We start from the raw sequence: 24,383 nt of genomic DNA, 5'->3' as shown, positions 1-24,383 counted from the left end.
TTTTACCAGTGCAGCGGGCTAGATAGTTAGCCGGGCGCCGCAATCATTGCTTTTATGGCATCACAAATGTGGTGCAGACCAGGCTGGAGCGCACCAGCCGGCCTGCCTATGCAGGGTTCAGGGCAATTTGGCCAGCTGCACCGTCAGCAGGTCAAAGAAGCCCTGGGTATCGCCTTCCGTGATCCAGCGCGCATTCTCCGGTTTCTTGGTCGTATGGTAGTAGTCGACGATGGTGGCGCCGAAGGTCGGCCCTTCGCGGGTATCGACTTCGACGTTGACCATGCGGCCCTTGAACATCTCGGGCTTGAGCAGGTAGCCGATGGTGGTGGCGTCATGCACCGGGCCACCCGGCAAGCCGTATTCCTTGATGTCATGTTCGACATAGGCGTCCAGGATGTCGGCCGCGATCTTGCCGGCGTTGTTGCCGATCTTGCGCAGCCGGTCTATGCGCTCCGGGCTGGTCAGCATCTTGTGCGTCACATCCAGCGGAATCACAGTCAGCGGCAAGCCGCTCTTGAAGATCACATCGGCCGCATGCGGATCGGCAAAGACGTTGAATTCAGCCGACGGCGTGATATTGCCGCCGTTGAAATGGGCGCCGCCCATCATGATGATTTCCTTGATGCCCTGGCGGATCTCCGGATTTTCGATCAACGCCATGGCCAGGTTGGTTTGCGGCCCCAAGGTCACGATAGTGATGCTTTTTGGCGGCGCCGCCAGCAGCGTCTCGATCAGGTATTGCACGGCCGAACCCTTGGCCAGCGGCTGTTTCGGTTCGAAGATCTTGACGCCGGTGACGCCTTCCGCCCCGTGCACTTCGGCGGCATAGATCGGCGTGCGCAGCATCGGCCGCGAGCAGCCGGCATATACCGGCACGTCCGGACGATTGGCCCATTCGCGCACCATACGCGCATTGCGTGCGGTATAGCGCAGCTGGACATTGCCGGCCACCGTGGTGAGCGCCTTGACGTCCAGGCGGTCGCGTGCGGACAAGGCCAGCAGGATGGCGATGACATCATCGGCGCCGGGATCGGTGTCGATGATCAGAGGAATTGGGGCGGCTACAGTAGCGGCGGCTAGCGTGGTTTGCATAGGCAAGGTACTCAGTAAAAGGCTGCCGGCCAGCAGCTTGCTGCCGCTGGCAAGGAAGCGGCGACGTGCGGACTGCACCGATACGGCATCATCCAACAAGGTATTCGAGGTATTTTTCAGTTTCGTCATGACACTTTATCCTTTTCTGTCTGCGCTGTTATTTCCACTCGCCGCGTAAAGCCTGCACTTGCTGCTGCAGGAACTCAGGCGTGGCCTGGCCCGGCGCCACCGGCTCGCCCACCGCCAGCTGCAGCGCCGACAGCGGACCACGCTTGAACGAACGCTGGAACGGATTGCCGCCGCTGCGGGTCCACATGCTGCCCCACAGGCCGCGCAGCGCCATCGGGATTACCGGCACCGGCGTGCGGTCGATGATTTTCTTGATGCCGCCGCGGAATTCGTTCATTTCGCCGGTGCTGGTCAGCTTGCCTTCCGGGAAAATACAGACCAGGTCGCCGTCTGCCAGCGCCGCGGCGATCTGGTCGAAAGCGCGTTCCATCAATGCCGGATTTTCCTTGGCCGGGGCAATCGGGATTGCCTTGGCGGTCTTGAACAGCCAGGCCAGCACCGGCACCTTGAAGATGCGGTGGTCCATGACAAAGCGGATCGGCCGCGGGCTGGCCGCCATGATCACGATCGCATCGACGTAGCTGACATGGTTGCACACCAGCACCGCCGCGCCTTCGTCCGGAATGCGGTCGCGGTTGAAGGTGGTGACGCGGTGGATGGTGTGAATCAATATCCAGGCCACGAAGCGCACCAGGTATTCCGGCACCACGGTGAAGATGTAAACCGCCACCAGCGCATTCAGGATCGCCGTCGCCAGGAAAATCTGCGGGATGGTGAAACCCAGGCTGAGCAGGGTCAACGCCACCAGCGCCGCCACCACCATGAACAAGGCGTTCATGATGTTCATGCCGGCGATGGTGCGCGACAGATGCTGGCGGTCGCAGCGGGTCTGGATCACCGCAAACAGCGGCACGATGTACAAGCCGCCGAACAGGCCGATCATCACGCAGTCGAACAGGATGCGCCAGCTGCCGTGCTGCTGCACGAAGCTGCCCATGTCCACTGCGCTGGTGTTGGTGTAGCTGAGGCTGGCCAGGAACAGGTCAAGGCCGAACACCGACAGGCCGATAGCGCCGAACGGCACCAGGCCGATTTCCACCTTATGGCCGGACAGCCGTTCGCACAGCAGCGAACCGGCGCCGACGCCGAGCGAGAACACCGTCAGCAGCAGCACGAAGACGCTATGGTCGCCATGCAGATAGTTTTTTGCATACAGGGGAAATTGCGCCAGGATGATGGCGCCATAGAACCAGAACCAGGAATTGGCCAGCATGGCGAGGAACACCGGACGGTTCTTGCGCGAAAAACTCAGGTTGCGCATGGTTTCGGTGACCGGATTCCAGTTGATCTTCAGTTCCGGTTCGGCCGCCGGGGTAAGCGGGATGCCGCGGCTGAACAGCCAGCCGAGAATCGCGATGGCGACCGTGCCGCCGGCCACCAGTTCGATGCCCCACGGCTTGTGCACCACCAGCACGGCGCCCAGGACCTCGCCCAGCAGGATGCCGACGAAGGTGCCCATTTCGATAATGCCGTTGCCGCCCACCAGTTCGTTGGGACGCAGCTGCTGCGGCAGGTAAGCATATTTGACCGGGCCGAAAATGGTGGAATGCACGCCCATGCCGACCACCGCCAGCACCAGCAGCCACAGGGTATGCGTCATCCAGCCGAGCGCGGCGACCGACATGATGATGATTTCCAGCACCTTGACGTAGCGCGCCAGGCGCGATTTCTCGAACTTGTCGGCCAGTTGGCCGGCAGTCGCCGAAAACACCACGAAAGGCAGGATGAACAAACCCGGGATCAGGTTGTTCAGCACGTTGACGTCCATGCTGGTCCAGCTGAGCGCTTCGTAGGTCAGGATCGTCAGCAAGGCGGTCTTGAAGACGTTATCGTTGAAGGCGCCGAAGAACTGAGTCCAGAAAAACGGCGCGAAACGGCGCTGGCGCAGCAAGGAAAACTGACTGGATTTGGACATAGGTAGGCTAGGGAGAAAGCTGCGCAGTAAGGCAGTGGTGGATAGTTGATTGTTTTACAGGACCGGCGCCCGCCGCCGTAGCGGCTGCTTGCCACATCAGTCCTGACGCCCTGGCGTCAATCCCTTGGTAACGATTCAAGCTTGCTGCTACCCGCGCTGCGCATTCTTCATCGATATCTGGTCGTTGAGGGTCCAGAAATCGTACAGCACGCCCAGCAGGAACAGCCCGCCGGTAAACATATACAGGATGCCGGTGATCCACTTGCCTTGGTACATGCGGTGCACGCCGAAAAAACCGAGAAAGGTCAGCAGCAGCCAGGCAACGCTGTAATCGATGGGGCCGGCGGTAAAGCGCAGGTCGGCCTGGCGATTCATGCTGGGGATCAGGAACGCATCGATCAGCCAGCCAACTCCCAGCAAACCGAGCGTAAAGAACCAGATGGTGCCGGTGACCGGCTTGCCGTAGTAAAAACGGTGAGCACCTGTAAAGCCGAAAATCCACAGCAGATAACCCAGCACCTTGCTATGGGTATCGATCACGGAACCGTCGGGACGGATATTATTCATGGGTAAATTCTTTCTAATCGATAAAAATCGCGTAATTGACGGCCCCTGTCCGCGACCGGGCCGTCCAACCCGCTATTTTGCACCAGTGCCGGCCATCTAACAAAAAAACCGTTTGCGGCATCTTGCTGCCGCAAACGGTCTTCATCGGGTGCAACTGCCCTATTCTTCGGCAGAGGCAGGCCAGTCGCGGATATAGGCTTTCAGCATCTTGTTTTCAAAACCCTGGGCGTCCAGCACCGCTTTCGCGACGTCGTAGAACGACATCACGCCCAGCAGGGTGCGCGCATCCATGATCGGCACATAGCGGGCATGACGTTCCAGCATGATGCGGCGCACTTCGTTGACTTCAGTGTCCGGCGTGACGGTGATCGGGCTGTCGTCCATGTGCTTGCGCACCGTGTTGCTGCCGACCGCGCCGCCGTTCTGGTGAATCGCGTTGAGCACTTCGCGGAAGGTCAGCATGCCGATCAGCGTACCGAACTCCATCACCACCAGCGAACCGATATCCTTTTCCGCCATCGTGTTGACGGCCTCGATCAGCGGTGTTTCCGGCGTCACGGTGTAAAGGATATTGCCTTTGACTTTGAGAATCTCAGATACTTTCATGGTGCCATCCTGCCTTTGCTTGGGTTGTCGGCAGCTCTTAAAACGTCACGAGCGGCTCAAGGTCTGGTCGAGAAGCGGAGCTGTACTTTAGTACAGTGAGCATCGCAGGCCGGAGATTGTGCCGCGCAGTAGGTTTTTAGAGTTACCCTTATGCTTGTATCCAGAATGTAGCGTAAGCCAGAGCAAAAATCTACCGCGCAGCGCAGCATCCGCCCTATATATCGAAAATAGAAGGAGACCTCCTACACCATGAGCAGCCCCCATTATCCCGGCTTCGACACCATGTCGCTGCATGCCGGCAGCGTGCCCGACCCTGCCACCGGCGCGCGCGCCACGCCGATCTACCTGACTTCGGCCTTTGTTTTCAAGGATTCCGACCACGCTGCCTCGCTGTTCAACATGGAACGCGCCGGCCACGTTTATTCGCGCATTTCCAATCCCACCAACGCGGTGCTGGAAGAACGCATCGCCGCGCTGGAAGGCGGCGTCGCCGGGATTGCCGTGGCTAGCGGCCAGGCCGCCATGCACCTGGGCCTGGCCACCATCGCCGGCGCCGGTTCGCATGTGGTGGCCTCGCGCGCGCTATACGGCGGTTCGCACAACCTGCTGTCCTATACCATGAAGCGCTTCGGCATCGAGACCACCTTTGTCGACCCCAGCGATATCGACGCCTGGCGCGCGGCGATCCGGCCCAACACCAAGGTGCTGTTCGGCGAGACGCTCGGCAATCCGGGGCTGGATGTGCTGGACATCCCGCGCATCGCCGCGCTGGCGCATGAGCATTACCTGCCGCTGATGGTCGATGCGACATTTACCACACCGTACCTGCTGCGCCCTTTCGATCATGGCGCCGACCTGGTGTTCCACTCGGCCACCAAGTTCCTGTGCGGCCACGGCACCGCGGTCGGCGGCTTGCTGGTCGATGGCGGCACGTTCGACTGGCAGCAGGCGTATGACAAAAGCGGCCGCTTCGGCGAACTGTGCGAGCCGTACGAAGGCTTCCACGGCATGGTGTTTTCGGAAGAGTCGACGGTGGCGCCGTTTTCCCTTCGCGCGCGACGCGAAGGCCTGCGCGACTTCGGCGCCGTCATGAGTCCGCACAACGCCTTCGCCATCCTGCAAGGCATAGAAACGCTGGCGCTACGCATGGAAAAACATGTCGCCAATACCCGCAAGGTGGTGGAATTCCTGGCCGCGCATGCGGCGGTGGAATCGGTGGCTTATCCAGAACTGCCTTCGCATCCCGGCCACGAACTCAGCAAGACGCTGCTGCCCAAGGGTTGCGGCGCGGTGTTCTCTTTCAACCTCAAGGGCGATCGTGCGGCCGGCCGCCGCATGGTCGAGTCGCTGAAAATATTTTCGCACCTGGCCAATGTCGGCGACGCCAAATCGCTGGTGATCCATCCGGCTTCGACCACCCATTTCCGGGTGCCGAGCGAGCAGCTGGCTGCCGCCGGCATCAGCGAAGGCACGTTGCGCCTGTCGATCGGGCTGGAGAATGTCGAGGACCTGATCGAAGACCTGGCTTTCGGCTTGAAGATGTCGCAGCGGAAGGAGAAATGAAATGTTGCTGAAAACGCACTTCCGCGGCACTGAGCACGATACCTATTGCTACACCGGCGGCAAAGCCTTCGATCCGGCACTGCCGACCGCGGTATTTATCCACGGCGGCCAGAACGACCATTCCGTCTGGATCCTGCAAACCCGCTATTTCGCCCACCACGGCTTCGGCGTGCTGGCAGTGGATTTGCCGAGACACGGCCGCAGCCAGGGACCGGCGCTGGCCACCATTGAGGACTTGTCTGACTGGCTCTCCTGCCTGCTGGACGCCGCCGGGGTCAGCAAGGCGGTCCTGATCGGCCACAGCATGGGTTCGCTGATTGCGCTGGAAAGCGCCGGTCGCGCCAAGAATTCGAGCCGCATCGCCGGCATTGCGCTGGTCGGCGCCGCCTATCCGATGAAAGTCGCGGACGCGCTGCTGGATGCAGCCAACAACGACCAGCAGAGCGCGATCGACATGGTGAACATCTGGTCGCACTCCACCATGTCGCCCAAGCCGTCGGCGCCGGGACCGGGCTTTTACGTGCAAGGAGCCAGCCAACGCCTGATGCAGCGCATCGCTAGCCAGTCAGCTGCCAGGCCGACCGTGTTCTACACCGATTTTGCCGCCTGCAATGCCTATGCCAATGGCGAAACGGCGGCCCAGGCGGTCACTTGCCCTACCCTGTTCCTGCTCGGCCAGCGCGACGTCATGACGCCGGCCAAGGCCGCCGCCGGCCTGATCGGCGCCATCAAACAGGCCAAGGTGGTGCAGGTGGCAGCTTGCGGCCATGCCTTGATGGCGGAACAGCCGGACGCGGTGCTGGAGCAGTTATTCACCTTCGCGAAGGCAGCGACAGTTGCAGCGCTTGCCGCAGGAGACTAAGCTTAAGCTAACAACAAGGACAGACCATCCAGCCAGCGCCAGGAGACAGAATGCCTACCGTAATGAAATATCAGACTTTCGCCGAGTTCTATCCCAGCTATCTCAGCCAGCATAGCAACCGTACCTGTCGCCAGCTGCATTTCGTCGGCTCCACGCTGGCGCTGGCTTGCGTGGTCATGCTGATATTTACCGGCAAGCTGTACTGGCTGCCGTTAGCGCTGCTGTCCGGCTACGGCTTTGCCTGGGTCGGCCATTTCGCGTTTGAAAAGAACCGCCCGGCGACCTTCTCGCAGCCTCTGTATTCATTCCTGGGCGACTGGGTGATGTATTGGCAGATGCTCAGCGGCCGAGTGTCTTTTTATTAATTGTGTAAAATGCGGTGCGCAGCAATGTGAACCGCTTATCCCGTAAAATGCGTTTCTTTATTTTCCGACATCGCCCTGCATGACAGCGACGGCGTAGCGTATTGCAACAGGAGTGTTTATGGGAACATCAGATAGCGACCACATACCGGCGCTGCTCAAGGAGCCCGGCACGGCCGGCGCCGCGCCAACGCCGCCGCAACGCCGGCCCATGACTTCTTTTTTGATGAATTACACCCAGCCGACTTATGCCGGCAGGGTCAACATCAGCTATTTCTGGACGTCAAAACTGCCGCAGGGCGGCACCATCAAGGTGCGGGTTGGTTAGCACTTCACGCCTGAAATGGGCCGCCAGGGTCTGCTCAAGACCGTGTTCGATGGCGCTTTCCACACACTGATCGAGGCCGCTGTCGATGGCTCTGCCGGCCGCCGGATTCCAGACGAACATGCGGTAGACATCGGCCAGTTTCAGCACTTCCGCATTGGCCAGCAGGATCCAGCCGTCGACGCTGATACGCACCTTGCGCCCCCACTGGCTGCGCGCCGGCATCTCGGTCTGCACGCGGCCGACCCAGCCGGCTTCCACCATCTGCTGCAGCAGGCTTTCGGATTCATCGAAGCCGAGCCGGGTGGCGCGCCGGATCTGCCCCGCATCGACCGCCGCCGAACTGCCGCGCAGGCGCGCCTGGTGCAAGACTCCCAGCACCGCCATGGCGTCGACGAAAGCGCTGCCGGGCGACGGCACATGCCACCAGCGTTCGTACTTCACCACCGGCAAGGCGGCCGCCAGCAATGCCCCCATCAAGGTGATCATCCACAGCATGTAGATCCACAGCAGGAAAATCGGCAAGGCCGCCAGTGCCCCGTAGACCATGGTGTAGGTCGGGAACTTGAGGATGTAGGCGGCAAACACGCGCTTGGCGATTTCAAATGCAATACCCGCCAGCAAGCCGCCCCAGATCGCATCGCGCCAGTCAACGCGCTGGTTCGGCACCGCCACGTAAAGCAAGGTAAAGGCGCCAGTGGTCAGCGACACTGACAGCAGCGTATAGAACCAGCGTCCGACCCAGCTCACCACCAGGCCGTTGGCCGCTGCCGACAGATAGGAGGTGACGGTGATCGAGATGCCGATCAGCAAGGGCCCAAGGGTAATGATCGCCCAGTACACCAGTACCCGGTGGATCCACGGCCGCTGCGTCTTGACGCGCCAGATGCGGTTGAAGACATGGTCGACAGTCGACATGGTCAGCACCGAAGTGACGATCAGCGCCACCCCGCCCAGCGCCGACAGGCGCGCCGATTTGGTGGCGAACTGGTTGAGGTAGTCGAGAATGGTGTTGGCGACGCCGCGCGGCATCAGGTTATGCACGAAATATTCTTCCAGCGAGGCGCGGAAGGTGCTGAACAGCGGGAACACCGTAAAAATCGCCAGCGCGATGGTCAGCATAGGCACCAGCGCCAGGATGGTGGTGAAGGTCAGGCTGCCGGCCACCTGCGGCAGGCGCTCCTCGTCCAGGCGGCGCGCGGCGAAGCGAAACAGATCGCGCAACTCCGCCCAGGACAGGCCGCGCAGTCTGGAAAATTTTATTGACGTCATGCGTTACCTCATTTTGCCCGCCGCGGCACATCGTGAAAGCGGCCGCGGCATGCGTTTTGCACCATGAGTTGGCGCTAAAGCGCCCTATAATACCAAAATGAACTCATCCAACATTAACGTTATTACACCGATCCTGGTTTTGTACTATTCGCGCCATGGCTCGACCCGTAAACTGGCCGAGCTGATCGGCCAGGGAATCGATTCGGTCCCCGGCTGCGAAGCCCGCCTGCGCACCGTGCCTGCGGTATCCACCGTGACCGAAGCCAGCGCTCCCGACATCCCGGCCGAGGGTGCGCCCTATGTCGAACTGGCCGATCTGCAGGAATGCGCCGGCCTGGCGCTCGGTTCGCCCACCCGTTTCGGCAACATGGCTGCCGCCATGAAGTATTTCTGGGACGGCACCAGCACCGAGTGGCTGGCCGGCACCCTGGCCGGCAAGCCGGCTTGCGTGTTCACCTCTACCGGGAGCCTGCATGGCGGCCAGGAATCGACGCTGATGTCGATGATGACGCCCTTGTTGCATCATGGCATGCTGATCATGGGCCTGCCTTACACCTTGCCTGAACTGATGACTACCGCCAGCGGCGGCAGCCCCTATGGCGCCAGCCACTGGTCCGGCATGAACGGCAGCCATCCGATCTCCGCCGAAAGCCGCACCCTGGCCATTGCCCAAGGGCGACGGCTGGCCGCAACCGCATTGAAGCTCAACCCAGCGGGGCCAAGATGACCACCAAACTGAAACCCGACACGGCAACCCACCCCTTGCCGCACGCCGCCCGCCAGCCGCGTTTTTTTTATCTGGGCGCGGTAGCCAGCCTGCTGGCCCTGATCGCGCTGGGCCTGGCCTGGGAACTGGTGCTGGCGCCGCTGCGTCCCGGCGGTTCCTGGATGGTGCTGAAAGTCCTGCCCCTCCTGTTCCCCCTGCGCGGCGTCCTCAAGCGCGACGTCTACACCATGCAATGGGCCTCGATGCTGATCCTGATCTACTTCACAGAAGGCATAGTCCGCGCCACCAGCGACAGCAACCTGCTTAGCACAAGACTAGGGTGGCTCGAAGTTGCGCTGAGCACCATTTTCTTCCTGTGCACCATCCTGTATCTGCGGCCATATAAAAAGGCAGCCAAGGAAGTCGCGCAGCAAGCGATAAAAAAGGCGTCGCAATAAAGCAACCGGGACGCCTAAGGCGAAGAGGCTGTGGCTTTTGGGGTTGAAGTTGTTTTTGAAGTTGCGGTTGCTTTTGACATTGGGGTTGCTTTTGACGTGCCCCGCATGCTGACGTTGCCAAATGATGCGGGCGCCAGTCGGGAATTATGGGACACATGTTTGAGCGAAGCGAGTTTGTGTCCCATCCGACTGGCACCCGCATCATTTGGGGACCCGCCGAAGGCGGGCAACGGCTGTGCGGTCGCCTTTTCTTTGCTTACTTTCTTTTGGCGAAGCAAAAGAAAGTGAGCGGCTGCCGGGCCGCTCCCGGCTTGTATCCACGGAGTAGGAAACGTTTTAACTACGCACTAACCGTTCATAGCATGCCACCGCACTCACTCCGTAGCCAGTCAAATGGGGTCAGAGTAATTTACGACGATGAAGCCGTCGTAAAAAAACTCTGACCCCATTTGACTGATTTTTCGAAAATTTGACATGAACAACGACGCTTTTCTTGCTGCCTGCCGTGACGCTATCGGCGACTCCCATGTGCTCACGAGCGACGCCGACAAGGCCGGCTACCTGACCGACCAGCGCCAACGCTACACCGGCCAGGCCATCGCGGTCGTCAAACCCGCCAACACCCAAGAAGTCGCCAAGCTAGTCCAGCTCTGCAACCAGTTCCGCATCCCCATCGTCCCCCAAGGCGGCAACACCGGCCTGGTGCTAGGCAGCGTCCCCGACCAAAGCGGCCAAGCCATCGTGCTCTCGCTCAAGCGCCTCAACCAGATCCGCGCCGTCGATCCGGTCAACCACACCATCACCGCCGAAGCCGGCTGCATCCTGCAACAGATACAAGACGCCGCCACGACAGCAAACCGCCTGTTCCCCCTCTCGCTCGCAGCCGAAGGCAGCTGCACCATAGGCGGCAACCTCTCCACCAACGCCGGCGGCACCGCCGTCCTACGCTACGGCAACAGCAGAGAACTCTGCCTCGGACTGGAAGTCGTCACCGCCCAAGGCGACATCCTGCACGGCTTGCGCGGACTGAGAAAAGACAACACCGGCTACGACCTGCGCGACCTCTACATCGGCGCCGAAGGCACGCTGGGCATCATCACCGCCGCGGTCCTGAAACTCTTCCCCCGGCCCACAGTCCAGCTGACCGCCCTCGCCGCGCTGCAAAGTCCCGCCGCCGCGCTGCACCTGCTGACGCTGGCGCAAGAACGCTGCGGCGCCACCCTGACCGGCTTTGAACTGATATCCGACCTGTGCCTGCAACTGGTCGGCAAACACTTCCAGCAACTGCCATTCCCCTTCGCCCAGCGCCATCCCCACTACGTGCTGCTGGAACTGTCCGACAGCGAACCCGCCCCCCATGCAAGCGCGCTGCTGGAAGCACTCATGAGTGAAGCGCTGGAACAGGATATCTGCCAGGACGCCGTGCTCGCCAGCTCCGGCGCCCAGTCGCGCGCCCTGTGGCAGCTGCGCGAAAGCATCTCTTCGGCCCAGGCCAAGGAAGGCAAGAACATCAAGCACGATATCTCGTTGCCGATTTCCCGCATCGCCGAATTCATTGCCGACACCGACGCCCTGCTGCAACAGCATTACCCGGCTTGCCGCAATGTCACTTTCGGCCACCTTGGCGACGGCAACCTGCACTACAACGTCTCACCGCCTGAAGGTATGGATGCCGAGCGCTTCATCGAGCAACAGGCCGCCATCAATCTGCTGGTGCATGACAACGTCAACCGCATGAACGGTTCGATCTCGGCCGAACATGGCCTGGGCGCGCTCAAACGCGAAGAAATCCTGCGCTATAAATCGCCGGTGGAAATCGCCCTGATGAAAACCATCAAGCAGGCGCTGGATCCCCTGAACCTGATGAATCCGGGCAAGGTCATTTAAAACGACCACATCAAAAAGTTGCCGCCTTACAATCTGTTACACCGCCGCTGTAAGCGCCTGCCTGTCGGCGGCCGTTAAGCAACGATGTAAGCAAACCTGCAAAAGGCTGGACATGACCTCGACCACAAGACTCCCCGGATTGCTGTTCATGGCGTTGCTGCTGGGCTGCTTCAGCACGGCGCAGGCGCAAACCGCGCAGGCGCCGCTGAACGACTCGGAAAAAGCGCTGCATGTGCTGAACCGGCTAGCCTACGGCCCGCGCCCCGGCGACGTCGACGCCGTCAGGCACATGGGTGTCAAACGCTATATCGACCAGCAGTTGCGCCCTGACAGCCTGCCGCTGCCGGAAGCGCTGTCAGACAAGCTGGCAGGCTTGTCGACCTATCAACTCAGCAGCACCCAGCTCTACCAGCAATACGGCCCGCCCTCCTTCCCGCCCAACAGCGCCACCCCCGAAGAAAAGAACATGGCGCGCCAGCGCGCCAATAAAGACATCACGCCGCAAGTCCATTTTGCGCGCCTGTGGCAGGCCACCGAAAGCCCGCGCCAGCTGCAGGAAGTGATGACCGAATTCTGGTTCAACCACTTCAATGTCTTCGAAGGCAAGGACTGGGTGCGCTACTGGAACGGCGAGTACGAGAAAGATGTGCTGCGGCCCAACGCACTAGGCAACTTCCGTCAGCTGCTGGGCAGCGTCGCTCACCATCCGGCGATGCTGTACTACCTAGACAACTGGCTCAGCAGCGGCGTCAACACGCCAGAAGCCAAGGGCCGCTTCAAGGGCCTCAATGAAAATTACGGCCGTGAACTGCTGGAACTGCACACCATGGGCGTCGACAGCGGCTACACCCAGGCCGACGTGATCGCGCTGACGCGCATCCTGACCGGCTGGACTATCGATGAAAAAGCCATGAAAGACGGCCAACCGGCGTTTGCCTTCAATCCCAAGCGCCACGATTTCGGCGACAAGATCTTCCTCGGCCAGACCATCAAGGGCAACGGCGAGCAGGAAGGCGAACAGGCGCTCGATATCCTGGCGCGCCACCCCGCCACCGCCCACTTCGTCGCCGCCAAGCTGGTGCAGTATTTCGTCTCCGACAAACCGGAACCCGCCCTGACCGAGAAGCTGGCGCGCCGTTTCCTGGCCACCAACGGCGACATCAAGGCAGTCCTGCGCACCCTGTTCGACAGCCAGGAATTCTGGGCCCGCAGCAATTACCAGACCCAGTTCAAGACACCTTATCAATATGTGGTGTCGTCGCTGCGCGCAACCGCGACGCCGGTGCTCAACGTCAAGCCAATCGACGGCGTACTGAACCAGCTTGGCCAGCCGCTGTATGGCTGGCTGACCCCGGAAGGCTATAAATTCTCGGAGGAAGCCTGGCTCAATCCGGATGCGCTGCTGCGCCGGATCAACTTCGTCAACGGCCTGAGCAACGGCAAATCGCCGATCGCCCGCGCCGAAACACCGCCGCCCGTGCCCAGTGCGGTAGCAGCCGCGGCGCCGACACCGGCTCCGATCACCTATGCCCCCATGCCCGGCTATGGCGCCCCCGTAGATCCACAACAGCTGATGCAGACGCTGGCGCCGGCGCTAGAGCCGCACAGTCTCGCTGCGATTACCGCCGCAGCGCCCAATCTGCAGGTCGGCCTGATACTCGGCGGCCCGGATTTCATGAAAAGATAAAGCCAGGAGCAAACCATGAATCGTCGTGATTTCATCCGCCAACTCGGCCTCGCCGGCAGCGGCGCCATCCTGATCCCGGTAGGCCTGTCCGGCTGTGTGGTAGCGCCTCCGAGCAAACCGCTGGCCAAGGCCAAACCGACGCCGCCGGTGACCGTTGCGGCGACCGCAGACAGCCCGCTTTCCTACGGCAATCCATTGCTGCGGCCGCATGTCGCGGGCGACGGCACGCCGCGCATGGTGGTGGTGTTCCTGCGGGGAGCCGTGGATGGCTTGAACGTGGTGGTGCCGCATGGCGACCACAATTACTACAAGGCGCGGCCGACCATCGCCGTCTCGCGTCCCGGCACGCCAAACGGCGCCATCGACCTGACCGGCTATTTCGGCCTGCACCCGGCGCTGCAGCCTTTGCTGCCTTATTGGGAAGACGGCCGGCTGGCCTTTGTCCATGCTTCCGGCTCGCCCGACATGTCGCGCTCGCACTTTGAGGCGCAGGATTACATGGAAACCGGCACCCCGGGTGAACACAATACCCGTGACGGCTGGATGAACCGCATGCTGAGCGTGATGCCGCCTTCGCAGTCGCCGATGCAAGCGCTGACCCTGGGCGAATCGGTGCCGCGCATCCTGACCGGACGCGCCGTGGTGGCCAACATGCCGACCGGGCGCGACGCCACTCGCCCGACCCTGATCGACAAGCCGGAAGTCAGCCAGGCCTATGCCGCGCTGTATGCGCAGGATGCGGCGCTCGGCAAGTCCTATCGCGACGGCATTTCGGCGCGCAAGGAATTGCTGGCCGACGCCAACAGTTCAGAACAGAAAATGGCCAACAATGGTGCGCCACTGCCGAACGGCCTGTCGATCGACACCGCGCGCCTGGGCCGCCTGATGGCCGGCAATCCGGACATCCGTCTCGGCTTCGTCGCCGTCGGCGGCTGGGACACCCATACCAACCAGGGCAACGGCAACGGCCAGTTGGCCGGACGCCTGCGGCCGCTGGCCGATGGCCTGGCGACGCTGGCGCGCGAACTGGGACCGGCCTTCAACGATACGGTGATTGTGGTAATGTCAGAGTTCGGTCGCACCTTCCGCGAGAACGGCAACGGCGGCACCGACCACGGCCATGGCAACGCCATGTGGCTGTTGGGCGGCAATGTGCGTGGCCGCACCATTCATGGCCACTGGCCGGGCATCGATGACAAATCGCTCAATGAAGGGCGCGACCTGGCCATCACCACCGACTTCCGCGCCGTGCTGGCGACGCTAGCGGAAAAACATATGCGCATCGGCGATCCGGCCATGCAGAAGCTGTTCCCGCAATACGGCGCGGGCAACCCGCACGCCTTGAACCTGCTGGTATAGCGCCGGCTGGGCTTATCGCACCAGGGCTTTGATCACCGCCCATTGCCGTCTTGAAATCGGCAAGCGGTGGTCGATGTCGCGCAGGATGACTTGCCAGACTTCCTGCGGCTTGTCGGCGTCGCCCTCTCCCTCCGCGACATAGATGCCACGCTCGACGCCGATGATGGCGTTGCGCGCCACCAGCGCATTGCGGTGCACCCGCACAAAGTATGCCGCCAGCTCTTCTTCGATCGACACCAGCGAATCCTCGATCAGGTATTCCTTGTTCTTGGTGCGCAGCGTGACGTACTTCAGCTCCGCCTTCAGATACAGCACCTCGCCCATCGGCACCAGCGACATGCGGCCGCGTTCCTGCACGGCGAAATGCTGGCGCGGCGCTGCCGTTGCCCCGTCCGCTGCAGGCGCAACAAACGGCTGCGACGGCTTGCGCAAACGGCTGGCGCGTGCGATGGCTTGCGCCAACCGTGCCGCGCGCACCGGCTTGACCAGATAGTCGAAGGCTTGCACCTCGAATGCATTCAAGGCGTAATCGTCATACGCCGTCACGAAAATGATCAGCGGCGCCTCGGCCTTGGCCGCGTCCGCTCGGCTCACCAGCTGCTCGGCCAGCTGCAGGCCGCTCATGCCTGGCATCTGCACGTCCAGCAGCACCAGGTCCGGCGCCGTGGCGGCAATCCCTTCCAGCGCGGCTTGCGCATGGGCGGCTTCGCCCACCAGGTAGTGCGGGCAGTCGGCGACGATATCGGACAGCAGCGTGCTCAGCCGGGCGCGCGCGGGGGCTTCGTCGTCGACAATGAAAATGCGAGGAATCATGTGGGTTAGATGAGCGATTTGACTGAATAATGGTGAGCGGATCAGATTCTACTTGCTGGCCGGCGGCTTCGCCAGCGCTGCCTTGACATAGGGGAAGCTGGCGCGCACCTGGAACTGCCCGAGCGTGGTGCTGGTGGTCAGCTGCGCCTCGACATCGTATAGCAGCGCCAGCCGCTCGCGGATATTCTCCAGCGCCATCTGGTTCCCTTCCGGCAGCGCGGCGACGCCCTTGCCGCTGTAGGGATTGTAGGGATTGGTGATGACGATCTCGATCCGCTCCAGCGAATGGCTGAGCTTGATCTGGATCAGGGCCGGCTCGGTGCTCGGCTCGACGCCATAGTGCACCGCGTTTTCGATCAGCGGCTGCAACAGCAGGGTCGGGATTTGCGCCCGGTACACCACTTCGTCGCTGATGCCTTCGCGCTCCCATTGCACGCGCAAACGGTCGCCCAGGCGTATCTTTTCTATCGACAGATACTGGCGGCAGAGGCGGATTTCCTTTTCCAGCGTGGTCATGGCGCGGCCGTCGCGCATCAGCACACGGATCAGGTCGGCCAGGTCTTCCAGCGCTGCCTCGGCCCGGCGCGGCTCGCTGCGGATCAGCGACAAGACGGCGTTGAGGCTGTTGAACAGGAAATGCGGCCGTATCCTTGCCTGCAAAGCCTGCAGGCGCGCTTCCACCAGCACTGGCGAAAAGGCGCGCGCGCGCAATTCGAAATAGTGCTGCAGGCCGATGCCGAACAAGGCCGCCACCAAGGCTGCGCGCAAGACGCCGCCGCTGCCGCCGAGATGGGAAAAACCGTTGAGGAACCAGTCGAAACCCGACAGCAGCCAGATCACCGCCACCGTCACCAGCGCCGGCGCCAGCGCGCACAAGATCCGCTGCATCACCAGCGGAAAACGGTGGCCGATCCGATGCAGGCCGCACAGCAGCGACAAAGAAAGAAAACAGGATGGCTCAATAAGCATGGCCGATTCGACAAAACTGTTGATCGCCGCAATCAGACCGTCGCTGCGCAACAGGATCGCCGCCATGGCGGCCAGATTCACCACGATCAGCGTGCGGAACACCACGCCCAGATTGCAGCCGTCCGGGATCACCAGCGCGCCGGATTGCTGTGGCGGCGCATCATCAACGGTCTGGTCAAAAGGCATGGGCGCCGGCATTAGTTGTCGCAATAATAATCATGGCTTTGGTATAAGGCATATTTCACAAGGTAAAATGCCTGTATCAGGCAGGCACAGCCGGTTTTCAGGGCAGTGCGAGGGTAGTGATTTATAATCGCATAATTCCTTGCCTGCTCACTGTTTACTCTCACCCGCGATTCAAACCTCAATTATGACAGCACAACTCTCCAAAAAAGGCGAAGCTTGGTCGGCTCGTTTCTCCGAACCGGTCTCCGATCTGGTCAAACGTTACACGGCGTCGGTATTTTTCGACAAGCGCCTGGCCGAGGTCGATATCCAGGGCTCGCTGGCACATGCCGAGATGCTTGCATATCAAAAAATCATCAGCGCCGACGACTATGCAGCGATCCAAAAGGGCATGGCCCAGATCCAGGGCGAAATCGCCGGCGGCAAGTTTGAATGGCTGCTGGACCTGGAAGACGTCCACCTCAACATCGAGAAGCGCCTGACCGAACTGGTCGGCGACGCCGGCAAGCGCCTGCACACTGGCCGTTCGCGCAACGATCAGGTGGCCACCGACATCCGCCTCTACCTGCGTGGCGCCATCGACGACATCAGCGGCTTGCTGCGCGATCTGCGCCTGGCGCTGTTGGACCTGGCGGAACAGCACGCCGACACCATCCTGCCCGGCTTCACCCATATGCAGGTAGCGCAGCCAATCACTTTCGGCCACCACGTGCTGGCTTATGTTGAAATGTTCGGCCGCGATGCCGAGCGCATGCAGGATTGCCGCAAGCGCGTCAACCGCCTGCCGCTGGGCGCCGCCGCCCTGGCCGGCACCACGTTTGCAATCGACCGTGAGCGCGTCGCAAAAACACTTGGCTTCGACGATGTCTGCCGCAATTCGCTGGATGCCGTCTCGGACCGCGACTTCGCCATCGAATTCTGCGCCGCCGCGGCGCTGGTGATGACCCACGTCTCGCGCATGTCGGAAGAACTGGTGATCTGGATGAGCCCGCGCATCGGCTTCATCGATATCGCAGACCGCTTCTGCACCGGCTCTTCGATCATGCCGCAAAAGAAGAATCCCGACGTGCCGGAACTGGCGCGCGGCAAGACCGGCCGCGTCAACGGCCACCTGATCGCCCTGCTGACCCTGATGAAAGGCCAGCCGCTGGCCTACAACAAGGACAACCAGGAAGACAAGGAACCGCTGTTCGACACCGTCGACACGATTACCGACACGCTGCGCATCTTCGCCGACATGGCGCGCGGCATCACGGTCAAGCCGGAAGCGATGCGCGCCGCCGCGCTGCAAGGCTACGCCACCGCCACCGACCTGGCCGACTACCTGGTCAAGAAAGGCCTGCCTTTCCGCGACGCCCACGAAGCCGTGGCGCATGCCGTGCGCAGCTGCGTCGACCAGGGCTGCGACCTGAGCGACCTGTCGCTGGATCAGCTGCGCGCTTTCTCGCCGCTGATCGAAAACGACATCTTCCAGGTGCTGACGCTGGAAGGTTCGGTCGCCGCGCGCGACCATATCGGCGGCACGGCGCCGCGCCAGGTGCGTCTGGCAATCCAGCATTTACGCCAGCAGTTAGGCTGATGCGAGAGCCGGCACGGCGGAAAGCGCAATGCTTTCCGTCATGCCGATTTGGCATGAGTCCGGCCGACACAAATATCCAACGTTGGGTATAATTGCCCAAAATCACGCAATATCTCTCCATAAGCGACCAAAAGTCGCCGCATCCTCCGTGTAAAACACCCGTTTTTTACCTGGCTCGTGAGCAGTTTGTGTGCCAGGAATTTCTGACCGAAAATCCCTTATACTTTGTTCACCTTTGGTGCGTCTGCACGCGCCAAAATAAAAACGCTGCCGATCTCGTGCCGCACAGCGCCCTTGCGCCGTGCTTTCCTGGTCGCTTAAAAAAACGGTCTATTGGAGGACATCACCATGCAATTCAAAACCCTATTGAAAACGCTGCCATTGCTGATGCTGGCCGCCGGCCTGGGCAGCGCCGCCCACGCCGCCGACGTCAAACTCGGCCTGGCCGCGGCCCTGACCGGCCCGGCCGCCAAATACGGCGTCGCCATCAAGAACGGCTTTACGCTGGCCGCCGATGAAGTCAACGCCGCCGGCGGCGTCAACGGCAACAAGCTGCAACTGATCATCGAAGACGAACAAGGCAAGAAAGAAGAAGCCATCAACGTCTTCAAGAAACTGATCTTCAAGGACAAGGCGCTGCTGGTATTCGGCCCGACCCTGTCCAACTCGGCCTTCGCCGCCGACCCGATCGCCAATGCCGCCAAGGTCGTCGCCTTCGGCACCAGCAACACCGCCGACGGCATCACTGCCATGGGCCCGTTCACCTTCCGTAACTCCGTAATGGAAGCCGACGTCCTGCCGGTCACCACGCGCGCCGCGGTCAAGCATTTCGGCATCAAGAAAGTCGCCATCATCTATGGCAACGACGACGCCTTCACCAAGAGCGGCTACGACGTCTTCAAGGGCACCCTGGCTGACCAGAAAGTCCCGGTCACCACCACCGAAGCCTATGCCAAGGGCGACGTCGACTTCAAGGCGCAGCTGACCAAGATCAAGGCTTCCAATCCGGACGCCATCGTCTGCTCCTGCCTGACCGAAGAAGCCGCCAACATCATCCTGCAAACCCGCGCGCTGGGCATGAAGCAACCCTTCATCGGCGGCAACGGCCTGAATTCGCCGAAGCTGTTCGACATAGCCAAAGGCGCCGGCGACGACACCATCATGGGCAGCCCATGGTCGCCAGAAAACCTGACGCCGGCCAACAAGGCATTCATCGCCGCCTACAAGGCCAAATTCGGCAGCGATCCGGACCAGTTTGCGGCGCAAGCCTACGATGCTCTGCATGTGGTGGCCGATGCGTTGAAAAAGATCAAGCTGAGCGGCGCCATCGACAAGGACCGCATCGCCCTGCAGCAAGCCCTGCCGTCGGTAACGATTGAAGGCGCCACCGGCAAGTTCGCCTTCCGCAAAGCCCCGGCCGTCACCGGCAAGGAAGTCGGCTACGATGCGCAGCAGGAAGCGATTGTGAATATTGCCAAGGGCGGTAAGTTCATCTTGTTGAAATAATCGAGTCGCCGAGTCACCTAGTCAATAGGGGACAGAGTTTAAGAGTCGCCGAAGCGCGACGAATTACTCTGCCCCCTATTGACGGTGTCCGGAGAAAGAATGTCGTTAAGACGTTAAATAACACCGAGCACAACGAACTGCACTCCGTAACCCGTCAATTGGGGTCAGAGTAATTTACGACGATAAACCCGTCGTAAAAAAACTCTGACCCCAATTGACTGCAATTACGCTGATTTTTAGAAGAACCCTCATGCTTGAACAACAACTCATCAACGCCCTCTCGCTGGGCAGCGTCTATGCGCTGTTTGCGCTGGGTTTCACGCTGGTTTTCGGCGTGCTGGGCGTGATCAATCTTTCGCACGGCGCCATTTTCATGCTGGGCAGCTACGCCGCCCTGCTGCTGATTGAACATTTCGCATTGCCGCTGTGGCTGGCGATGCTGGCTGCCATGCTGGTCTCCGGCCTGATCGGCCTGGCGGTCGACTGTCTGGTGCTGCGGCCGCTGCGGGCGCGCAACGCACCGCATCTGGCGCCGATGATCGCCACCATCGGCGTCGCCACCATCCTGACCAGCCTGGCGCAAGGCTTGTTCGGCGCCGAAAACAAACGCTTCCCGGTCGGTACCATTCCAGAAGAAAGCTATAACTGGGGCAACCTGCACGTCACCGCGGTGCAGATCGGCATCGTCGTGATTTCCTTCATCCTGATGCTGGTGCTGCTGGCGGTGATGCGCCGCACCCAGCTGGGACGCGCGCTGCGCGCCATCGCCGAATCACCCAAGGCGGCCTACCTGCTGGGCATCAATGTCGAAGGCCTGTTCTACCTGACCTCGTTTGCCGCGGCCGCCCTCGGCGGCGCCGCCGGCGTGCTGGTCGGCCTGTCGTTCAACGCCATCACCCCTTTCATGGGACAACCGATGCTGCACAAGGGCATCGCCGTCATCATCCTGGGCGGCATGGGCGATATCCGCGGCGCCATGATCGCCGGCCTGTTCCTCGGCTTCGCTGAAGTGCTGACCGTGGCCTATATCTCCAGCGATTTCCGCGACGCCGTCGGCTTCGGCCTGCTGTTCCTGATCTTGCTGGTCAAGCCTTCCGGCATGTTCGGCAAAGTGCTGGAAAGGAAGGCCTGACATGACCGAACTGTTTACAACCATCGCCGGCAGCGGTTTCATGGACTGGTGGGACGGCTTCTGGTCGACCTATAACACCGTGATCTTCAGCCTCGGCGTCAACGCCATGCTGGCGCTGTCGATCTATGTCACCCTCTCGTGCGGCCTGCTATCGCTGGCGAACGCCGCCTTCATGGGCATCGGCGCCTACGCTGCCTCGCTGATCAGCATGCAGACCGGCCTGCCGTTCCCGGTGGCGCTGGCGGTCGGCGGCGCGCTGCCGGCGCTGGTGGCGCTGATCATCGGCATCCCCACCCTGCGCCTGTCCGGCGTCTACCTGGCGATGGCCACCCTCGGCTTCGGCGAAGTGGTGCGGGTGGTGGTGCTCAACATGGATATCACCGGCGGCCCGCTCGGTCTCAACGGCATCCCCTTGAAGACCGAGTGGTGGCATATCGTGCTGCTGCTGGCGCTGACGCTCTACATCCTGGCGCGCATGCGGCGCTCCAAGATCGGCCGCGCCTTCGAAGCCATCAAGGAAGATGAAGTGGCGGCGCGCCTGATGGGCGTCAACGTCGCCGGCTACAAGCTGCTGGCGTTCGTCATCGGCGCCGCCATTGCCGGCGTCGCCGGCGGCCTCAACGCCCACTACACCTTCACCATCGGTCCCGGCAACTATGCTTTCGAAAACGCGGTCGAAATCCTGACGATGGCGGTGTTCGGCGGCACCGGCAGCCTGGTCGGCCCGACGCTGGGCGGCATGATCCTGACCCTGTTGCCGGAAGCGCTGCGCGACTTCAACAGCTACCGCGCGGTAGTCAACGGCCTGATCCTGGTGCTGGTGATCCTGTACCTGCCGAAAGGCATCTGGGATCCGCGCCGGATCCGTCACTGGGTTAAAACTTTCTCTCAGCGCAAGCCGCAAGCTGGAGGATCCAACTAATGCTGCAACTCAAGAACATCAGCAAGAACTTCGGCGGCCTGCAAGTACTGCAGGACGTCAACTTCAACGTGCCGCAAGGCGGCATCTTCGGCCTGATCGGTCCTAACGGCGCCGGCAAGACCACCGTCTTCAACCTGATCACCGGCTTGCTGCGCGCCTCCGGCGGCGCCATCGAATTCGACGGCCAGGATATCGGCAAGGTGGCCGCGCACAAGATCACCGAGCGCGGCATCGCCCGCACTTTCCAGAACATCCGCGTGTTCAAGGAAATGACGCTGCTGGAAAACGTCGTGGTCGGCATGCACGACCACATGGATTACAGCTTCGGCAGCGTGCTGCTGAACCTGGGCGGTTATCGCAAGATCGAAGCACAGGCGCGCGAGCGGGCCTTGGAACTGCTGTCCTGGCTGCGCCTGGATCACAAGGCGCAGATGCTGGCCGACAGCCTGTCCTATGGCGAACAGCGCAAGCTGGAGTTCGCCCGCGCACTGGCAACCAAGCCCAAGCTGCTGTTGCTGGACGAGCCGGTGGCCGGCATGAATCCCGCCGAAAAAACCGAACTGATGGAAGAAATCCTGAACATCAAGCAGCGCGGCTTCAGCATCTTCATGATCGAGCATGACATGCGCTTCGTGATGGGCTTGTGCGACCGCATCGCCGTACTCAATTTCGGCCGCATCATCGCCGAAGGCAGCCCCGACGAAATCAAGAACAACCAGGAAGTGATCGAAGCCTACCTGGGCAAGGAAGACAGCGAATGACGGCCACCGCAAACAAGCACCCAGAGCCTATCCTGCAAGTACGGGACCTGGCGGTCTCCTACGGCCATATCGAAGCCGTCAAGGGCATAGAGCTGAACCTCAAGCAAGGCGAGATCACCGCTCTGGTGGGCGCCAACGGCGCCGGCAAGAGCACCACCCTGCTGGCCATCTCCGGTCTACTGAAGCCGCAGCGCGGTCAGGTACTGCTCGGGCAACAAGACCTGACCAGGCTGGCGCCGCACAAGATCGTCCAGAGCGGCGTGGTGCAGGTGGCCGAAGGCCGCGCCACGCTCACCACACTGAGCGTGGCCGAGAACCTGGCGCTGGGCGCCTATACCCGCCAGGACAAGGAAAATATCGCCAAGGATCTGGACTGGGTGTACTCCCTGTTCCCGGTGCTGCAGCGGCGCAAGGACGGCCTGGCCGGCAACCTGTCGGGCGGCGAGCAGCAGATGCTGGCGATCGGCCGCGCGCTGATGGCCAAGCCGCGCGTGCTGCTGCTGGACGAACCCTCGATGGGGCTGGCGCCCTTGCTGGTGCAGGAAATCTTCCGCATCGTCGAAGAAATCAACCGCACCGGGCTGACCATACTGCTGGTGGAACAGAACGTCCGCCAGGCGCTGCGGATTGCCCAGCACGGCTATGTGCTGGAGAACGGCAAGATCGTGCTGGCGGACAGCGGCAGCAACCTGCTGAATAATCCGAAGGTGCTGGAAGCTTATTTAGGTGGCTGATGGCTTAGCAAGTTGAGCGAGGTGGCCGTAAGCTGCCTCTCCGGTAGCTGTCAATTCCTCGCCCCAGTTCTCAGATCAATCGAAAAACTGCATCCCTGCATAGGGCCGGTCGCGGCAGGCCTGCAGGCGGCTGGCGAGGTCGCCGACATGGGCTTCCAGCTGGTGGCCATCGGGATCGAGAAAGTAAAAGGATGCGCCTTCGCTACGATTATCTTTCCATTCAACGACGCCTGCCTTGCGCATCGCCTGCACAAAATCTGCAAAGTCGCTGCCGGCAATCGTGAACGCGTAGTGAGTATAGTCAGCGCCAGCGGCGTCAGTCCGCCGCGGATCGTGCGACAGGCATAGCCAGAGCCCGCCTGTCGACAGATAAGCGCCATGATCCCAGCGGGCATACAGGCGCAAGCCCAGTGTGGACTGGTAAAAATGCACGCTGCGGGAAAGATCGCTTACCGCCAGCGTCAGATGGTTTAATCCGTTCAGCATTCCTGCTCCGTATTGATGGCAAACGCCCAGCCGGCTAAGGCGTTATCCCGGGCTCACGGACGAGTGTTCATCCTGGTTGCGCCAACCGCAAAAGAAGCTTTGCGAATCCGCTCCTCCGCCACTTCGTACACACAGATCATCTCGACCGTGCCGACGCCTTCAGGAAAATTGCGGGTGATCAGTTCGTAGTCAACTACAACGTTCGCCATGACGGTGCGATTGAGCAGGCGCGCATGCAGGTCCGGTTCCCCAAACCTGACAAGGAAGCGCTCACGCATCTGTTCCTGTCCGCGCGCCAGCAGGGCGCCATGCAGCGTGTACTGTTCGGCGTCCGGCGCATAGGCCAGCAGCAAAGCTTCGATGTCTTTAGCGTTGTAGGCGTCAAGCTGGGCCTGCACAACCTGCAGCGGGCTTTTTGAAGGTGCGGTCATTTTTGATCCTGAAAAGAATCAGCACACTATACATTTCATCTGAATAGCTGTCATGCAGGTGACGGTCATTCTTT

At 61.3% G+C, this 24,383-nt stretch carries 24 protein-coding genes; 15 read left to right on the top strand and 9 right to left on the bottom strand.

Annotation, left to right across the window (positions count from 1 at the left end; translation table 11 throughout):
- Positions 1–117: 117 nt before the first annotated feature.
- From CPter91_RS07650 to CPter91_RS07635, 4 genes are all read right to left on the bottom strand, one after another.
- The gene (locus CPter91_RS07650) at positions 118–1,221 is read right to left on the bottom strand and encodes a nucleoside hydrolase (protein WP_082792673.1); all 1,104 of its coding nucleotides are present in this window, start codon (positions 1,219–1,221) and stop codon (positions 118–120) included.
- A gap of 28 nt (positions 1,222–1,249) precedes the next feature.
- The gene (locus CPter91_RS07645; protein ID WP_061939004.1) at positions 1,250–3,136 is read right to left on the bottom strand and encodes an MFS transporter; all 1,887 of its coding nucleotides are present in this window, start codon (positions 3,134–3,136) and stop codon (positions 1,250–1,252) included.
- Between the two features lie 147 nt (positions 3,137–3,283).
- Positions 3,284–3,703, bottom strand: coding sequence for an NINE protein (locus tag CPter91_RS07640; protein WP_061939001.1), 420 nt, complete (start codon positions 3,701–3,703; stop codon positions 3,284–3,286).
- A 159-nt stretch (positions 3,704–3,862) separates the two neighbouring features.
- Positions 3,863–4,309 carry a CBS domain-containing protein gene (locus tag CPter91_RS07635; RefSeq protein ID WP_061938999.1) on the bottom strand — a complete coding sequence of 149 codons (447 nt, stop codon included), beginning with the start codon at positions 4,307–4,309 and terminating at the stop codon, positions 3,863–3,865.
- 249 nt (positions 4,310–4,558) lie between these two features.
- On the opposite strand from CPter91_RS07635, the gene CPter91_RS07630 reads away from it, so the two are divergent.
- The 4 genes from CPter91_RS07630 (at position 4,559) to CPter91_RS07615 (ending at position 7,424) form a co-directional block, all read left to right on the top strand.
- A complete protein-coding gene (locus tag CPter91_RS07630) occupies positions 4,559–5,872 on the top strand; it encodes an O-acetylhomoserine aminocarboxypropyltransferase (protein ID WP_061938998.1) in 1,314 nt (437 codons plus the stop codon).
- A gap of 1 nt (position 5,873) precedes the next feature.
- Positions 5,874–6,734 carry an alpha/beta fold hydrolase gene (locus CPter91_RS07625; RefSeq protein ID WP_061938996.1) on the top strand — a complete coding sequence of 287 codons (861 nt, stop codon included), beginning with the start codon at positions 5,874–5,876 and terminating at the stop codon, positions 6,732–6,734.
- Between the two features lie 50 nt (positions 6,735–6,784).
- Positions 6,785–7,099, top strand: coding sequence for an Mpo1-like protein (locus CPter91_RS07620; protein ID WP_061938993.1), 315 nt, complete (start codon positions 6,785–6,787; stop codon positions 7,097–7,099).
- A 118-nt stretch (positions 7,100–7,217) separates the two neighbouring features.
- Positions 7,218–7,424, top strand: coding sequence for a hypothetical protein (locus CPter91_RS07615; RefSeq protein ID WP_061938991.1), 207 nt, complete (start codon positions 7,218–7,220; stop codon positions 7,422–7,424).
- On the opposite strand, the gene CPter91_RS07610 is transcribed toward CPter91_RS07615, so the two are convergent.
- Positions 7,380–8,693: a YihY family inner membrane protein gene (locus CPter91_RS07610; protein WP_061938989.1), complete on the bottom strand. Its 1,314-nt coding sequence runs from the start codon at positions 8,691–8,693 to the stop codon at positions 7,380–7,382. The genes CPter91_RS07615 and CPter91_RS07610 overlap by 45 nt on opposite strands.
- A gap of 97 nt (positions 8,694–8,790) precedes the next feature.
- On the opposite strand from CPter91_RS07610, the gene wrbA reads away from it, so the two are divergent.
- The 5 genes from wrbA (at position 8,791) to CPter91_RS07585 (ending at position 14,790) form a co-directional block, all read left to right on the top strand.
- The gene (gene wrbA / locus CPter91_RS07605; protein WP_061938987.1) at positions 8,791–9,420 is read left to right on the top strand and encodes an NAD(P)H:quinone oxidoreductase; all 630 of its coding nucleotides are present in this window, start codon (positions 8,791–8,793) and stop codon (positions 9,418–9,420) included.
- Complete coding sequence (locus CPter91_RS07600) at positions 9,417–9,857, top strand: DUF2069 domain-containing protein (protein WP_236905960.1); 441 nt, start codon at positions 9,417–9,419, stop codon at positions 9,855–9,857. Before wrbA ends, CPter91_RS07600 begins: the two co-directional genes overlap by 4 nt.
- Before the next feature lie 474 nt (positions 9,858–10,331).
- On the top strand, positions 10,332–11,744 hold the full coding sequence (locus CPter91_RS07595) for an FAD-binding oxidoreductase (protein ID WP_061938985.1): 1,413 nt from the start codon (positions 10,332–10,334) through the stop codon (positions 11,742–11,744).
- Positions 11,745–11,856: 112 nt separating this feature from the next.
- Complete coding sequence (locus CPter91_RS07590) at positions 11,857–13,431, top strand: DUF1800 domain-containing protein (RefSeq protein WP_061938983.1); 1,575 nt, start codon at positions 11,857–11,859, stop codon at positions 13,429–13,431.
- 15 nt (positions 13,432–13,446) lie between these two features.
- The gene (locus tag CPter91_RS07585; protein ID WP_061938981.1) at positions 13,447–14,790 is read left to right on the top strand and encodes a DUF1501 domain-containing protein; all 1,344 of its coding nucleotides are present in this window, start codon (positions 13,447–13,449) and stop codon (positions 14,788–14,790) included.
- 12 nt (positions 14,791–14,802) lie between these two features.
- Here the strand turns inward: CPter91_RS07585 and CPter91_RS07580 are convergent, their stop codons facing one another.
- Both CPter91_RS07580 and CPter91_RS07575 read right to left on the bottom strand, forming a co-directional pair.
- On the bottom strand, positions 14,803–15,603 hold the full coding sequence (locus CPter91_RS07580) for a LytR/AlgR family response regulator transcription factor (RefSeq protein WP_061938979.1): 801 nt from the start codon (positions 15,601–15,603) through the stop codon (positions 14,803–14,805).
- A gap of 48 nt (positions 15,604–15,651) precedes the next feature.
- Positions 15,652–16,758 (bottom strand): histidine kinase, encoded by a 1,107-nt coding sequence (locus tag CPter91_RS07575; protein WP_082793322.1) that lies wholly within the window; start codon positions 16,756–16,758, stop codon positions 15,652–15,654.
- Between the two features lie 184 nt (positions 16,759–16,942).
- Here CPter91_RS07575 and argH point away from each other — a divergent pair, with 184 nt between their 5' ends.
- The 6 genes from argH (at position 16,943) to CPter91_RS07545 (ending at position 23,392) form a co-directional block, all read left to right on the top strand.
- The gene (gene argH, locus CPter91_RS07570; protein ID WP_061938977.1) at positions 16,943–18,337 is read left to right on the top strand and encodes an argininosuccinate lyase; all 1,395 of its coding nucleotides are present in this window, start codon (positions 16,943–16,945) and stop codon (positions 18,335–18,337) included.
- Positions 18,338–18,685: 348 nt separating this feature from the next.
- Positions 18,686–19,843 carry an ABC transporter substrate-binding protein gene (locus CPter91_RS07565; protein WP_061938975.1) on the top strand — a complete coding sequence of 386 codons (1,158 nt, stop codon included), beginning with the start codon at positions 18,686–18,688 and terminating at the stop codon, positions 19,841–19,843.
- Positions 19,844–20,093: 250 nt separating this feature from the next.
- A complete protein-coding gene (locus CPter91_RS07560; protein ID WP_061938973.1) occupies positions 20,094–20,975 on the top strand; it encodes a branched-chain amino acid ABC transporter permease in 882 nt (293 codons plus the stop codon).
- 40 nt (positions 20,976–21,015) lie between these two features.
- On the top strand, positions 21,016–21,897 hold the full coding sequence (locus CPter91_RS07555) for a branched-chain amino acid ABC transporter permease (protein ID WP_205631702.1): 882 nt from the start codon (positions 21,016–21,018) through the stop codon (positions 21,895–21,897).
- Positions 21,897–22,658 (top strand): ABC transporter ATP-binding protein, encoded by a 762-nt coding sequence (locus CPter91_RS07550; protein ID WP_061938969.1) that lies wholly within the window; start codon positions 21,897–21,899, stop codon positions 22,656–22,658. Before CPter91_RS07555 ends, CPter91_RS07550 begins: the two co-directional genes overlap by 1 nt.
- Entirely contained in the window at positions 22,655–23,392 is a 738-nt protein-coding gene (locus tag CPter91_RS07545) for an ABC transporter ATP-binding protein (RefSeq protein WP_061938967.1), read from the top strand. Before CPter91_RS07550 ends, CPter91_RS07545 begins: the two co-directional genes overlap by 4 nt.
- A gap of 75 nt (positions 23,393–23,467) precedes the next feature.
- On the opposite strand, the gene fos is transcribed toward CPter91_RS07545, so the two are convergent.
- The gene (gene fos, locus CPter91_RS07540) at positions 23,468–23,878 is read right to left on the bottom strand and encodes a fosfomycin resistance glutathione transferase (RefSeq protein ID WP_061938964.1); all 411 of its coding nucleotides are present in this window, start codon (positions 23,876–23,878) and stop codon (positions 23,468–23,470) included.
- Positions 23,879–23,931: 53 nt separating this feature from the next.
- A complete protein-coding gene (locus CPter91_RS07535) occupies positions 23,932–24,309 on the bottom strand; it encodes a nuclear transport factor 2 family protein (RefSeq protein ID WP_061938963.1) in 378 nt (125 codons plus the stop codon).
- Between the last annotated feature and the right edge of the window lie 74 nt (positions 24,310–24,383).

Origin of the sequence: Collimonas pratensis (genome assembly GCF_001584185.1) — a bacterium.
Lineage (GTDB): Bacteria > Pseudomonadota > Gammaproteobacteria > Burkholderiales > Burkholderiaceae_D > Collimonas > Collimonas pratensis.
This window is presented reverse-complemented; position numbering and strand designations above follow the sequence as displayed.